Annotated in this window: 10 protein-coding genes; 6 read left to right on the forward strand and 4 right to left on the reverse strand. The window is 42.8% G+C overall.

Going from position 1 to position 14,014, the window contains the following annotated elements; translation table 11 throughout:
- The first annotated feature begins 53 nt into the window (after nt 1–53).
- Nucleotides 54–2,480 carry an Ig-like domain-containing protein gene (locus L2755_RS01755; protein ID WP_248979032.1) on the forward strand — a complete coding sequence of 809 codons (2,427 nt, stop codon included), beginning with the start codon at nt 54–56 and terminating at the stop codon, nt 2,478–2,480.
- Nucleotides 2,481–2,590: 110 nt separating this feature from the next.
- On the opposite strand, the gene astB is transcribed toward L2755_RS01755, so the two are convergent.
- Nucleotides 2,591–3,928, reverse strand: a complete 1,338-nt coding sequence (gene astB, locus L2755_RS01760; protein ID WP_248979033.1) for an N-succinylarginine dihydrolase — start codon at nt 3,926–3,928, stop codon at nt 2,591–2,593.
- A 333-nt stretch (nt 3,929–4,261) separates the two neighbouring features.
- Here astB and topA point away from each other — a divergent pair, with 333 nt between their 5' ends.
- Nucleotides 4,262–6,967, forward strand: coding sequence for a type I DNA topoisomerase (gene topA, locus L2755_RS01765; RefSeq protein ID WP_248979034.1), 2,706 nt, complete (start codon nt 4,262–4,264; stop codon nt 6,965–6,967).
- Between the two features lie 123 nt (nt 6,968–7,090).
- Here the strand turns inward: topA and L2755_RS01770 are convergent, their stop codons facing one another.
- The gene (locus L2755_RS01770; RefSeq protein WP_248979035.1) at nt 7,091–7,867 is read right to left on the reverse strand and encodes a hypothetical protein; all 777 of its coding nucleotides are present in this window, start codon (nt 7,865–7,867) and stop codon (nt 7,091–7,093) included.
- A 226-nt stretch (nt 7,868–8,093) separates the two neighbouring features.
- On the opposite strand from L2755_RS01770, the gene cysB reads away from it, so the two are divergent.
- Nucleotides 8,094–9,068 (forward strand): HTH-type transcriptional regulator CysB, encoded by a 975-nt coding sequence (gene cysB, locus L2755_RS01775; protein ID WP_202289157.1) that lies wholly within the window; start codon nt 8,094–8,096, stop codon nt 9,066–9,068.
- A gap of 68 nt (nt 9,069–9,136) precedes the next feature.
- On the opposite strand, the gene L2755_RS01780 is transcribed toward cysB, so the two are convergent.
- The gene (locus L2755_RS01780) at nt 9,137–10,513 is read right to left on the reverse strand and encodes an L-serine ammonia-lyase (protein WP_248979036.1); all 1,377 of its coding nucleotides are present in this window, start codon (nt 10,511–10,513) and stop codon (nt 9,137–9,139) included.
- 379 nt (nt 10,514–10,892) lie between these two features.
- On the opposite strand from L2755_RS01780, the gene nagZ reads away from it, so the two are divergent.
- From nagZ to L2755_RS01795, 3 genes are all read left to right on the forward strand, one after another.
- The gene (nagZ, locus tag L2755_RS01785; protein ID WP_248979037.1) at nt 10,893–11,912 is read left to right on the forward strand and encodes a beta-N-acetylhexosaminidase; all 1,020 of its coding nucleotides are present in this window, start codon (nt 10,893–10,895) and stop codon (nt 11,910–11,912) included.
- A gap of 62 nt (nt 11,913–11,974) precedes the next feature.
- Complete coding sequence (ycfP, locus tag L2755_RS01790) at nt 11,975–12,514, forward strand: alpha/beta hydrolase YcfP (RefSeq protein WP_248979038.1); 540 nt, start codon at nt 11,975–11,977, stop codon at nt 12,512–12,514.
- A gap of 199 nt (nt 12,515–12,713) precedes the next feature.
- The gene (locus L2755_RS01795) at nt 12,714–12,989 is read left to right on the forward strand and encodes an acylphosphatase (protein ID WP_248979039.1); all 276 of its coding nucleotides are present in this window, start codon (nt 12,714–12,716) and stop codon (nt 12,987–12,989) included.
- 15 nt (nt 12,990–13,004) lie between these two features.
- Here the strand turns inward: L2755_RS01795 and L2755_RS01800 are convergent, their stop codons facing one another.
- The gene (locus L2755_RS01800) at nt 13,005–14,012 is read right to left on the reverse strand and encodes a peptidoglycan binding protein CsiV (RefSeq protein ID WP_248979040.1); all 1,008 of its coding nucleotides are present in this window, start codon (nt 14,010–14,012) and stop codon (nt 13,005–13,007) included.
- Between the last annotated feature and the right edge of the window lie 2 nt (nt 14,013–14,014).

Raw genomic sequence — 14,014 nt, forward strand, 5'->3', positions numbered from 1 at the left:
AGGTAATCAGATAATTACCAGAAATCATAATCTGAGTAACAGGGAGTCTGACAATGAAGTCAGCGTATAGTGTTTTTATTGCGTTAATATGGTCGTTTTTTCTCGTTGGTTGTGGAGGGGGCGGAAGTATATCCGCTGAACCTGGTGACGGAGGGACGCCGAGTCCTGTCACAATATCAATTCAATTAAGTACTACAAATACACAAATCTCAGTTGCAGAAAACGCTGAGATAACAGCTAAGGTGATTGACTCGAATGGTGCTGCAGTTAGTACATTAGTTTCGTTTACTTTAAATAACGATACTTATGGCACTTTTGAGCCCGGTACTGGAGAAGTATCAACAGGCGCTGATGGTATCGCTACAATCAAATTGAATACAGCTTCAATTCCCACGGGTGCTGCAGTAACTGCAACAATATCTTCTGGTGAAAAAGCAACGATTAACGTAACGATGGTTGGTGATGGTGGTGAATCTACAGGAGGGCCGACAGTATCGTTGGTTTTAACTGATGAGAAAGGTGTGCCGATTAACGCCATAAGCACATTATCGCCGGGTAAGCTCACGGCAACGGTTACTGGCATGTCTAAAGCTACAATAGTGACCTTCGCTACTTCTCGTGGAGAAATCCCTATAGATACGGCTGTTACGGAGGAGGACAAAGCATATGTTCAAATTCTTGCAGGTTCAGAGCCCGGCGCAGCTATAGCGACAGCAACTCTTCTAACTGGTGAAACAGTTGAATTAGTCTTCAATGTAGGCGCTACAAATGTCTTTATGGGTAGTGGTGACCCATTTCAATCCGGTGTGGCATCAATTTCTCCAGCGATAGTCTCTGCTGGTGGGACAGCGAGTATCTCTGTCATTCTCCAAGATGATCAGGGTAATCCATTCATCGAACCTGCGGAAGTTCAGTTTTCTTCAACTTGCTTTGTTAAATCAACACCAGAAGCAGATTTAAGTACACCTGTTGTCGCTGTGAATGGAATGGCGACGAGTACCTACTTGTCTAAAGGTTGTGTGGGTGATGATACTATTAACATTAGTGCTAATGTTGGTGGAAAAGCACTTACTGCTACGGCTACACTAAACGTACTTCCTGCGAGCGTGGGCAGCATCTACTTTATAGAAGCTGCACCAGAGAATATTAGGCTCAAAGGTACAGGTGGTACAGAATCATCAATTGTTAAGTTTAAGGTACTAGATAAAAATGGTAATCCGGTTAAAAATCAATTAGTCAATTTTTCACTAAATACAGAAACTGGCGATATTGAACTAGAACCATCTAATGCCGTTACTGATAGTGAAGGGATAGCCCAAACAGTGGTTAACTCTGGAACTGTATCTACTTCCGTTAGAGTTACAGCTATAGTCGATGCAAGTTCTCCAGAAATATCAAGCCAGTCTAATTTGCTAGTTGTGTCAACGGGTTTACCCGATCAGGACAGTTTTTCGTTATCAGCAGATAACTTAAACCCAGAGGGCTGGGGCTATGATGGCGTTGAAGTTAATGTTGTCGCTAGATTAGCAGATACTTTTAACAACCCAGTTCCAGATGGTACGGCAGTTTCATTTACGACTGAAGGTGGTGTAATAGATCCATCATGTTTGACGGTAAGTGGTACTTGTTCAGTTAAATGGACGAGTCAAAATCCAAGACCAACAGGGAAGACATTAGATGGCGAACCATCAACAACTCCGGATTTAGGTCCAGATTTTGGCGGGCGGGTAACTATTTTAGCGACCGCAATAGGGGAGGAGTCATTCCCTGATTTGAACGGAAATGGTCGTTTCGATGCTTCAGAGCTAGCAACCTTTGAAGGTGAAGATGTATCAGGAAATAAATATGACTTGTCTGAAGCGTTTGTCGATCACAATGAAGACACTTTATATAATCCTGCAAAAGGAGATAACCAAGACGAAAGTGGTGACCTAGAGACATTTATTGATTTTAATAACAATGCTATTTTTGATGTTGCTGATGGCGTCTATAACGGAAGTCTATGTGCATTAGACGTGAATGGTAATACTCATTCTGGTTGCTCGACGATTAATAAATCACTAAATGTGAGAGCATCAGTGGTTCTTATTATGTCGGGAAGTGATGCATTTTCTTCAACTCCAACAATAATAGATAGTTGTGAGGACGATAGAGCAAAAGAAGATCCATGTGATGGTTTGAATGATAACAACGTGTTGGATATTCTTGGTAAATCAACGGGAGCAATATCAATAATAATTGGTGATCTACATAATCAATCATTACCTTCAGGTACCGAAATTATTTTTTCCCCATCAGCGGGTAGCCTTGCAAGCAAGGGTACATTTACGGTTTCTTCGACAAATAACAATGGTTCTAATCTCTATAGCGTGGTGCTGAAAGGCGCAGATGAACCTGATGCTGGATCTCTTGTGATTGAAGCTATTACACCCAAAGGAAATTTAACACAGATTGCTACTATACCTGTGGTGATCCACTAACGATTAAAAGTAGTCTTAGTAAAATAAAGCAATAAAAAACCCGCAATGCGGGTTTTTTTTATAATCAGAATAAATCTAATTTTGACGAAAGCTGCAGCAGCTAAAAGTGACTATCTCTGGAACTGATACACACTACCGAGCTTCATGATCTGAGTCAGTTCATCAAGTGCGGTACGAGATTCCATTAGCAGCTGCGGGTCGGCTAAGTCAGCAACACTCAAACGGTCACGGTAATGCTTATCAACCCAAAGGTTTAAGCGGGCAAACAATGCATCGTTCATCATGGTATTTTGATTGACCGCTGCCACTTCATCTTGATTCATCGCCACTCGCAGACGCAGACAAGCTGGGCCTCCGCCATTTTGCATGCTTTGTTTTACATCGAAATAGTGGACTTGCTTTATCGGCGTTCCCAAAGTGACAAGCTCACTTAAATAGGCATGCACCGCAGGATTTTCCTGACAGTTTATCGGCGCGATAATCGCCATCTCACCGGAGGGTAATGTGACGACTTGAGTATTGAATAGATAGCTTGTTACCGCATCTTGAATCGCGACTTTTGCCGTGGGTACTTCGACAAAATGTAATGGCGTTTCACCAAACTTTCGTTTTATCTCTGCAAATTTAGCTTGTGTATTTAAAAATGCTTGCTCATGATAAAAAAGAACGTTCTGGTTACCAACAGCGATAACATCGTTATGGAACACGCCTTGATCTATCACATCTGGATTTTGTTGCATGTATACTGTGCCGTCATCATCGAGTTGGTGTAGGCGAGCAATGGCTTGAGACGCTTCTAACGTTTGGCGTGCAGGATACTTTTTAGGTTTTGGCGCCGAAGGATTCGTCGCTTCTTGGCCGTAAACAAACAGTTCAATACCTGCATGGCCATATTCATTACACAGGCGAGTATGGTTGGCTGCACCTTCATCACCGAAGCTGGTGTGTTCAGGCAGATGTTGGTGGTGCTTGAAATAACGGCTATCGTTAAATGTGGCTTGAAGAATATTACCTGTTGTTACAGGTTCAATACTGCGATGAAGTTTGTCGACTAAGTTTGCCGGAGTGAAATGCAGTTTTCCGTCGTGGGTATCGGCACTTGGTGATACCGTCGCCGCGTTTGCCGTCCACATACTGGAGGCACTACAGCATGCACGTAACAACGCTGGTGCGTCTTTGGCGGCTTTATTTAACACTGCAGCGTCAGAGCCTGTAAAACCGATTCTACGCAGTGTGTGGAGGTCTGGACGCTCCTGAGGGGCAAACATGCCTTGTACTAAACCTAGGTCTGCAAGTGCTTTAGCTTTCTTGATCCCTTGTTTAGCAGCATCTTTAGGGCTAGATGTCGCGGCGGCGTTGTTTAAAGAGGCAACGTTTCCGAATGACAAACCCGCGTAATTATGTGTTGGGCCGACAAGTCCGTCGAAATTGGCTTCAAAATGCTTCATTCTTTATCCTTTAGGGTAGCTCAGGTGCAATTTCCATTCCTGAGTTATAATTATTGAGCTCAGTATACTTAAGCTCAAAGCCTAAACAAGGTGGCTATATTTTTAAAAAATGGTGAATATGCATCAAAATTCACATCTAATAGTTGCTTGACGACTAATAATGAAATATTAGTTTTTAAATAAGCACTAATTTTTTTCACATTTATTTCAAAAACGCTTAAAAATGGTACTCCAGTGCAAATAAAAGAGGGATTAGCTTGAAAGTCTTTACACAACCCTCTATATATGGAGAAAATTTTCAGAGTTTTGAAACTTGTTGGCGCAAATTAATTTATGGGTAAATCGCTAGTAATCGTCGAATCACCGGCCAAAGCCAAGACTATTAATAAATATCTAGGCAAAGATTTCATCGTTAAGTCGAGTGTGGGTCACATCCGTGATCTACCAACATCGTCGAGTCCAGACGCTAATGTGGTCAGTAAGACACCAGCTGAAGTCAAGAAGATGTCTCCAGAGGAGAAGGCTGAGTATAAAAGTCTAAAAGCAAAACAAGCGTTAGTTGCACGCATGGGAGTCGATCCCGAAAATGGTTGGAAAGCTAAATATCAAACGCTTCCCGGCAAAGAGAAAGTTGTCAAAGAGTTACAAACACTCGCTGAATCAGCTGACCACATCTATCTCGCAACCGATTTGGATAGAGAGGGTGAGGCAATTGCTTGGCATCTCCAGCAAGTCATTGGTGGAGACGAGTCACGCTACCAACGCGTCGTGTTTAATGAAATTACTAAATCAGCGATTCAAGACGCATTTAGTCAACCATCGGTGCTTGACACCAATATGGTTAATGCGCAGCAAGCACGTCGATTCTTAGATCGTGTTGTGGGCTTTATGGCATCCCCGTTACTTTGGAAAAAAGTGGCCCGTGGACTATCTGCTGGACGCGTTCAGTCAGTTGCTGTGCGTTTGGTTGTTGAACGTGAAAGTGAAATTAAAGCGTTTGTACCTGAAGAGTTTTGGGATGTCCACGCTGAGTTAAATACTTTAGCTGACGAGCTGCTAAAAATGCAGGTGGTTAAATACCAGAACAAAGCATTTAACCCGGTTACTCAGACAGAAGCCGCCGCCGCCGTAAGTGCATTGTCGCAATCAAGCTTTGTTGTCGCAGCGCGTGAAGATCGTGCAACACAAAGCAAACCGTCTGCACCCTATATCACCTCAACGCTGCAGCAAGCTGCCAGTACGCGTTTGGGTTTTGGTGTTAAAAAGACCATGATGATGGCGCAGCGCTTATATGAAGCGGGCCACATTACTTATATGCGTACCGATTCAACCAACTTAAGCCAAGAAGCACTCGATAATGTGCGCGAGATGATTGGTAAAGAGTTTGGTGATAAGTATCTACCTGAAGCTCCACTTCGTTACGGCAGCAAAGAGGGAGCGCAAGAGGCTCACGAAGCGATTCGTCCGTCGAATGTGAAAGTCACAGCGGCATCGTTAAGTGATATGGAGCGTGATGCTCAGCGTTTATATGAGCTGATCTGGCGTCAATTCGTGTCTTGTCAAATGACACCTGCAAAGTATGACGCGACCCGTCTTACCGTTAAAGCAGCTGACTACGAGCTAAAAGCCACCGGACGTACGTTACGTTTTGATGGTTGGACCCGAGTTCAAACCGCTGTTAAGAAAAAGAACGAAGAAGACAATACACTGCCTGTTGTCGCTAAAGGCGACAAGGTTAAGCTACAAGAGCTACTGCCTAAGCAGCACTTTACTAAACCTGCTGCACGTTACAGTGAAGCGTCTTTAGTCAAAGAGCTTGAAAAGCGAGGTATTGGCCGTCCGTCAACATACGCAACGATTATTTCGACCATTCAAGATCGAGGCTACGTTAAGGTTGATAATCGTCGCTTCTATGCTGAGAAAATGGGTGAAATCGTCAGTGATAGACTTGTCGGCAGTTTCCAAGATTTAATGAGCTATGATTTCACCGCAAGCATGGAGCAGACATTAGATGATGTTGCTCAAGGCAAGCTGGACTGGAAAAAAGTACTCGATGGTTTCTACAAGGACTTCACCAAACAGTTAGAGCAGGCTGAATTACCACCAGAAGAGGGCGGTATGCGTCCTAATGAGATGGTAATGACGGATATTAAGTGTCCTACCTGTGGTCGTCCAATGGGTATTCGTACTGGTACAACAGGTGTATTCCTCGGTTGTTCAGGTTATGCATTACCACCAAAAGAGCGTTGTAAGACGACCTTAAACTTAACGCCTGGCGAAGAAGCGGTAAGTGAAAGCGCTGAAGATGCAGAAACTGAAGCATTACGCGCGAAACATCGCTGCGGTATCTGTGGCACTGCAATGGATAGCTATCTCATCGATGAGAAACGTAAACTGCACATATGTGGTAATAACCCCACCTGTGAAGGTTTTGAAATCGAAGCGGGACAATTTAAGATTAAAGGCTATGAAGGACCCATTATTGAGTGCGATCGTTGTCAAAATGATATGGAACTTAAGAATGGTCGTTTTGGTAAGTATTTTGGTTGCACTAATTCTGAATGTAAGAATACGCGTAAACTGCTAAAAAGCGGTGAAGCTGCGCCACCAAAGGAAGACCCAATTCACCTGCCAGATCTTAAATGTACTAAATCTGATGCCTATTTTGTATTGCGAGATGGCGCAGCTGGGATATTTCTTGCCGCAAGTACCTTCCCTAAGTCCCGTGAAACACGTGGCCCATTAGTTGAAGAGCTGGTGAAGTACAGAGAGCTGTTATGGCCTAAATACGCTTTCCTCGCTGATGCACCGGTTGCAGATGACGATGGTAATTTAGCGTCAGTGCGCTTTAGCCGAAAGACAAAGGAGCAATACGTTGCAACTGATGTTGATGGTAAAGCGACAGGCTGGAATGCAAAGTTTATTGACGGTAAGTGGGTTGCTGAAGCCAAGGCAAAGGCAAAACCTAAAGCCAAAGCTAAGCCTAAAGCCAAGCCAAAGGCTAAAGCAAAACCGAAAGCTGAACCGAAAGATAAGTAAGTTGTTTGGTTTGTAAGCTTAATAAAAAGCCCCGAAGATATCGGGGCTTTTTAATGTGTGCTTTTAATGTTATTGCTTGTCAAATTATAGAGCTACGCTGTTTTTTTCTTATGGATTAACCGCTTACCACTTGCGTTTTGGCTGGAATAATACGTCAATATCATCCTCTTCGGCTCTCGTTTTTACAGCCTGCGGTTGCGCCAATTTTTGTGCGCCCATTATCTCGTCTAACATCGTCTTAGCTTCATCGACTTTTCTTGCAATGAAAGGATCATTAGGGGTTTGTGCTTTAATGGTATGCAAGGTCGCCAAAGCTTTAGTGACCATTTGCTTTGCTGAGCCGTATTGCTTCATAAAACAAGCTGCTCTGCCTCTTGCAAGCATTGAATCAACGTTAATTCTAAGCTGTAGACTGTCTATTCTTAACTCTTCTTGTCTGAAGATGCCAGGCTCGACTCGTCCCTTATTATGTTCAGATCTGAGTATGGCTTTCATTTTTTTAAGCGTCTGGACTAACGTAAGCACCTGTCTATCATTATCAGGCAGTCTAAACTGTTCAATGGCAGGTGCGGACTTAGGTGAATTATTAAGCACGTCAATTTGGCTACGCAGATCATATAGTCGGCGTTCATAATCATTTTTTTGTGCTGGTGATAATGAAGCGGCGATATTAAGGGCTTCTTCTATTCTTTTGTATAGCACGAGTATTATATTGCTGGAGCAGGGAATAAGCCCCGTGTTAGAAAGCACAGCTTCTGTCTCATCAATGATCGCCCTCTGTCGAGCAAGCTCTGTGCGCCTTTCAGCTTCTACACGTGCCTTTTGTTGTTGAATGATGCTAGTGCCGATAATAAGAAGAAGCAAAACACCGATCAAAACAAAGACTGAAACGATAATCATAGAGGGTCCAAATATTTTACAGTGCGTTTAATGCTACTATAAATCAACATTCTAGGATAGTCATCTTGATCATGGTTTGGTTATTATCAGTTCGCACGGATTAACAATTATGCTATATTCCATTTGATTTAATTATTTCATTATACTATAACGAATAAATATACTTAAATGTGTTATTGCTTATCTAATAATGGATCTGTAAGCCTACCAAAGAGAAGGACTAAAGATGAAGTTGCAGCAACTTAGATATATTGCAGAGGTGGTTAACCATAACCTCAATGTTTCTGCTACCGCGGAAAATCTCTATACTTCTCAACCTGGTATTAGTAAGCAAGTACGTATGCTTGAAGACGAACTTGGCATTCAAATATTTGGTCGTAGTGGTAAGCACTTAACCCATGTGACACCTGCTGGTCTTCAGGTTATTAGCATTGCGAATGATATTTTAGGCAAAGTAGAAAGTATTAAGAAAGTCGCTGAAGAATATACTAAACCTGATCAAGGTGAGCTTAATATTGCCACTACAGATACACAAGCGCGCTATGCTTTACCGCATATTATTCAGGGCTTTATTGACCGTTATCCTAAAGTTAATCTGCATATGCATCAAGGCACACCGTCACAGATCAGTGAGTTGGCAGCCCGTGGCGATGCAGACTTTGCAATAGCAACAGAAGCGATGCACCTTTATAGCGATCTTATTATGTTGCCGTGTTATCACTGGAATCGCTCAATAGTGGTCACCCGTGATCATCCGTTAGCCTCTAGAAGTCATATCAGTATCGAAGATCTGGGTCGCTTCCCCTTAGTCACTTATGTATTTGGTTTTGATCGCGCATCTGAGATTGAAAAGTCATTTAATCGTGCAGGTCTTGAGCCACGTGTCGTCTTTAGTGCGACCAGTGCCGATGTGTTAAAAACCTATGTCAGATTAGGATTAGGTGTTGGTGTTATTGCTTCAATGGCAATAGATGAGCATATGGATAAAGATTTAGTCGCGATCGATGCAAGTCATCTGTTTGCTCACAGTACCACCAAAATTGGTTTCAGAAAGGGTAACTTCTTAAGAACTTACATGTACGATTTTATCGAACATTTTGCGCCTCATTTAACGCGCACTGTTGTTGAAAAAGCGGTTGCTCTGAGAGATCCGCAGCAGATTGAAGCGATGTTCGCAGATATGCAACTGCCCGTTAGGTAGTAAATGGATATGATCGATAGCCAATAAAAAAACCTCGCAATGCGAGGTTTTTTATTGGACAGCATGAATTAGCACTCTACGATATTAACCGCCAATCCACCTTTTGCGGTTTCTTTATACTTGCTACGCATATCTTTACCCGTATCCATCATGGTCTTAATCACTTTATCTAAAGACACTTTGTGGTTACCGTCACCGCGCATTGCCATCCGCGAGGCGTTAATCGCTTTTACGGCGCCCATGGCATTACGTTCAATGCAGGGGACTTGCACCAAGCCGCCAACGGGATCGCAGGTTAAGCCTAAGTTATGCTCCATGCCGATTTCAGCCGCATTCTCAACATGCTCTATCGTACCGCCCATTATCTCGGTTAACGCAGCGGCAGCCATTGAGCAAGCCACTCCGACTTCGCCTTGACAGCCAACTTCAGCGCCAGAGATTGATGCATTCTTTTTGTAAAGAATACCAATAGCAGCTGCAGTGAGTAAATAACGACAACAAACGTCCATATCGACTTCTTGTACGAACATATCGTAATAACTGAGCACTGCTGGAATGATCCCCGCGGCGCCGTTGGTGGGTGCGGTAACGACGCGATCGCCTGCCGCATTTTGCTCGTTGACTGAAAGTGCAAATAGGTCGACCCAATCCATCGCAGTAAATGGATCTACTACACTTTTACCTTCCGCCTTTAATCTGCGGTAAAGCGCTGGTGCACGCCGTCTTAGCTTTAATCCACCGGGTAAAATACCCTCTTTTTGATAACCCCGTTCAACGCAGGCTTTCATGGTTTGCCAAATTGTCCACAGTTGTTCTTGTATGGCGTCAGAGTCTGCGATGCTGAGCTCATTAGCCATCATTAATGATGAAATACTAAAACCGTTTTCAGTGCAGAGTTCAAGCAGCTGTTGCGCCGAGTCAAAATCAAACGGGGCTGATTTTATTGGCGTAGCAGGAGAGGCATCTTGGGCTTTGATTTCATCTTCATCCAAAATAAAACCACCACCAACTGAGTAGTAGGTCCGCTCATAGATGCATTTACCGTTAGCATAAGCATATAAGGTCATGGCATTAGCATGAGCGGGTAAGCTTTTACGTCTATGGTAGGTAACGCCGTTTGCACGAGAAAACCTTACTTCTCGGCCATCACTGAGCAATAATTTTTCATTATTGCTGACACTTTCTAAAATGGCATCAATCTTATCGGTATCAACGGTATCAGGTGCTTCTCCCATCAAACCGAGTATCACGGCTTTACCTGTCCCATGACCCTTACCCGTTTGGCCTAATGAACCGAATAATTCCGATCGTAACTCATCAGTAGATTCAAACAGACCTTGCTCTGAGAGCTCATTAATAAATATGTTGCCCGCTTTCATCGGACCTACAGTGTGTGAACTTGATGGGCCAATGCCTATCTTGAACATGTCGAATACACTAATCATGCTAAACCTTTATTGTTCTAGTTATACCCAATATTACTAAGATCGTCTCCGCGTGGCTAATTGAGCATATAGTTGTATATGTCGATTAATCAGCGTAAAAAACTTAAGCTTAATGTTAATCTTAGTTGCTTGAATGAATTGGCGTAAAAAGTATCCCATACTTTCGCTTTATTTATAGCATTAGTTTTTTTGCATCGGCTGTAAAAGCATTAGATAAACTAATTTAAGTGTTAGCTGCGTAATTTCATAAGGCATGTTTTTAGTAGGTTTTATAATCGTTATAGAACAATGTATTAACTTGCCTTTATTAGGTTGTTGATGTTTAAGTCAGCCATTTTTTTAGTCGTTCTTTTGCCATATATTATTTTTTAGAGGTGATATGAGTTATTTGATGTTAGATGTTGATTCAACCGTTTTAAGTGATGATGAAGCAAAGCAGTTAACCCACCCAATGATTGGTGGCCTTATCTTGTTTAGCCGTAACTACGCCGATCGCAGTCAACTGATACAACTCATTCAGTCAATAAGGGCGGTTCGAGCTGATATTTTAATTGCGGTTGACCAAGAGGGCGGTCGGGTACAGCGCTTTAGAGACGACTTTACCACCTTACCTGCAATGGGGGATATATTGCCTGCGGCTAAGGGTGATATCAGGCTGGCAAGCTTCTGGGCCACTGAGATCGGTTTTTTAATGGCGATAGAGCTGCTCGCTATCGATATCGATTTGAGTTTTGCACCTGTGCTTGATCTCAATGGCGTTAGCCAAGTTATCGGCAAACGTAGTTTTAGTGAGAATAAGGCAGAGGTTGAAATACTTGCCAATGCATTTATTGCAGGAATGGAACAAGCTGGAATGGCCAGCGTGGGTAAACATTTCCCTGGGCACGGCAGTGTCGAGGCTGATTCGCATATCGCTAAACCTGTCGACTTAAGATCAAAAGAGTCAATTTTTGCTAATGATATGCAGCCGTTTAAGCAGCTTATAGCGAAGGAGCGACTGCAAGGGATCATGCCAGCACACGTTATTTATCCTAATGTGGATCCGCATCCAGCTGGATTCTCGACATTTTGGCTGCAAGATGTTCTGCGTAAAGAGCTTGGGTTTAACGGGGTCATCTTCTCCGATGACTTAGGGATGAAAGGTGCAGCGGTTGCTGGAGGTTATTGTGAGCGGGCCCAGGCTGCTATTGATGCCGGGTGTAACATGATTTTAGTCTGTAATGACAGTTTAGGCGCTACCGAAGTACTCCATGGCGTTAATTGGCCTAAGCAGGAGCAAACAGTTACTGCTAATTTGTTAAAACCTAATTTGGAGACGGTGGCAAAAGCACTGCAAGATAATGAACGATGGGAGAAAGCGGCTGCAATCGCAGCTGACATTTTAAAAAAATTGATTTAGCGCAACGAACTCTACGGCTTAGCTTGTTAGATTAGCCATTATCAACATTAGAGGAAGATTATATGATCCTGTATTTACATGGGTTTGATGCAACTAGTCCCGGTAACCACGACAAAATGCGTCAACTGCAATTTATTGACGAAGATGTCCGTTTGGTTAGTTATAGTACCCAGCATCCTAAAAATGATATGCAGTATTTATTGAATGAAGTCAGTAAACATATTATCGCATCAGAGGATAGATCACCGCTGATCATCGGTGTTGGTTTAGGGGCTTTTTGGGCAGAAAGAATTGGCTTCTTAAATAAGATTAAGTCGGTGTTAATCAATCCGAACCTCGCTCCGCAACATGATATGGTTAACAAAATTGACAGGCCCGAAGAGTACGCCGATATCATGAACAAATGCGTTACTGACTTTCGCTTACTTAACCGTGAAAAAGCACTGTGTATTTTGGCTCGAAATGATGAAGTTAATGATAACGATGCTATTGCTAACCAATTAAAGGATTATTACAGTATCGTATGGGATGAAGAGCAGAGCCACAAGTTTACTTCTCTTGCTACTCAGTTAAATGGCATTAAGGCCTTTAAAATAAGTTAAGCCATTTATTAACAAGTTGATAGTCGTCCACTAAAGACACTTGAATTGAGTGGACTTTAGTTTCAGGGTTACTTTGCTCATTGGTGAAGTTTAGGCTAAGTTGTTAAACATAGTCTAAGCCTAGTGCTTGGTAAAATAGTGTTTAGTCGTAAACACAGTTCTCTCTACACAGACTGATATCATGGAGTGGGTGTTAATTATGAAGCGTGTCATCATTAAGATCACAGGAAAAGTTCAAGGTGTCTCTTTTCGTCAAAACACATTGTTTCAAGCCACTATGCTTGGCCTTACTGGCTATGTTAGTAATATTGCCGATGGCTCAGTTCAAGTGCTTGCGCAAGGTAGTTACCCAGCCGTCGATAAGTTAATTGATTGGTGTCAAAGAGGCGCACCGATGGCCAAAGTTGATAAGGTTTATGTAGAGGATGACGAGGCAGATGATATCTACCTCGACTTTTCTATTGTGCAGTTGTAGAGAGCTGTATTAGTGTTAAAGGCTGTTTACGTCATTGGCGCTACTGATGTTATCCACCACATCAATCTCAGTTTGCACAGTCGGTTGCTCCATCTTTCTGATTTGAATGATCATCCCCATTTTAGGGTGATCAAAATAATGCACTTCGTCGCTTCTAACGCGTCTATTTTGTTTCATCGGAATCGAATACAAGAATGGGCTAGTGACTGACTCTAGCGCTGTTTCTTGACGCTCACTGCTAAAACTTGCTGTGTCATGATGAGTGAATGTGACCGTTTTCTCACCCTCCTCACGCAAATTAAACGCCGTTTCTATAAACAGATAATGCTCAAGGTAGATGTTAAGCGTGCCATCAAGCTTCCATACCGGTTTTTTGCTATCAGCTAAAAATCCACTGCTCATAAAATCAAACTGCGGTAGTTCTTCATTTAAATGACTAAGCTGCAAAGGCTGTCCATTTTGCTCATAGTCTTTGGAGTAATCTTGACCAGAATAGAGCTTAAGCGGAATCGCTTTGTTTCTTGGCAGCATGGATTGCTGCCATGTCATATGCAGCAGGCTCTTATTACCTTTCTCTCGCTTTAACGTCGCAATAATCTCTTTAAACTGACTTTGACTTTCAGCCAATAAAACTGCGCCATCACCCAAGTAAGCCGTGGCGGGTTTAGAGGCTGCTATCACCATCGGGATGTCCGTGACCGATTTAACTTGATTGCTTGAGTTAAGCTGCTCATTACAACTGAGACTATCCGTTGCCCAATCTACAGAGGTACAACCATTAAGTCCCATTTTGAGCGCAGTTAAATCAGTGCTCACCAAAGGGGTGATAAAATCGACGGTTTTGCGTTGTCGCGATTTAACGGCATTATCTGGCCATTGCTCACTCGTAGGCGCGTTGTGCTCATAGAGATAGATCTCGACTTCAAACCAACGCTCTTCTTGAGCGAAGGCTGCTGTCGACAGGCTTGATATAACACTCGCGCCTAGTGCGAGTATGAACTTATTTGTTGAAAGTCTAAACACGA

The organism is Shewanella abyssi (genome assembly GCF_023284025.1).
GTDB lineage: Bacteria > Pseudomonadota > Gammaproteobacteria > Enterobacterales > Shewanellaceae > Shewanella > Shewanella abyssi.

Bases quoted from the DNA above. Each gene is read 5' to 3' on its own strand.
- L2755_RS01755 (WP_248979032.1), top strand. From the start codon at position 54: ATGAAGTCAGCGTATAGTGTTTTTATTGCGTTAATATGGTCGTTTTTT.
- astB (WP_248979033.1), bottom strand. From the start codon at position 3,928: ATGAAGCATTTTGAAGCCAATTTCGACGGACTTGTCGGCCCAACACAT.
- topA (WP_248979034.1), top strand. From the start codon at position 4,262: ATGGGTAAATCGCTAGTAATCGTCGAATCACCGGCCAAAGCCAAGACT.
- L2755_RS01770 (WP_248979035.1), bottom strand. From the start codon at position 7,867: ATGATTATCGTTTCAGTCTTTGTTTTGATCGGTGTTTTGCTTCTTCTT.
- cysB (WP_202289157.1), top strand. From the start codon at position 8,094: ATGAAGTTGCAGCAACTTAGATATATTGCAGAGGTGGTTAACCATAAC.
- L2755_RS01780 (WP_248979036.1), bottom strand. From the start codon at position 10,513: ATGATTAGTGTATTCGACATGTTCAAGATAGGCATTGGCCCATCAAGT.
- nagZ (WP_248979037.1), top strand. From the start codon at position 10,893: ATGAGTTATTTGATGTTAGATGTTGATTCAACCGTTTTAAGTGATGAT.
- ycfP (WP_248979038.1), top strand. From the start codon at position 11,975: ATGATCCTGTATTTACATGGGTTTGATGCAACTAGTCCCGGTAACCAC.
- L2755_RS01795 (WP_248979039.1), top strand. From the start codon at position 12,714: ATGAAGCGTGTCATCATTAAGATCACAGGAAAAGTTCAAGGTGTCTCT.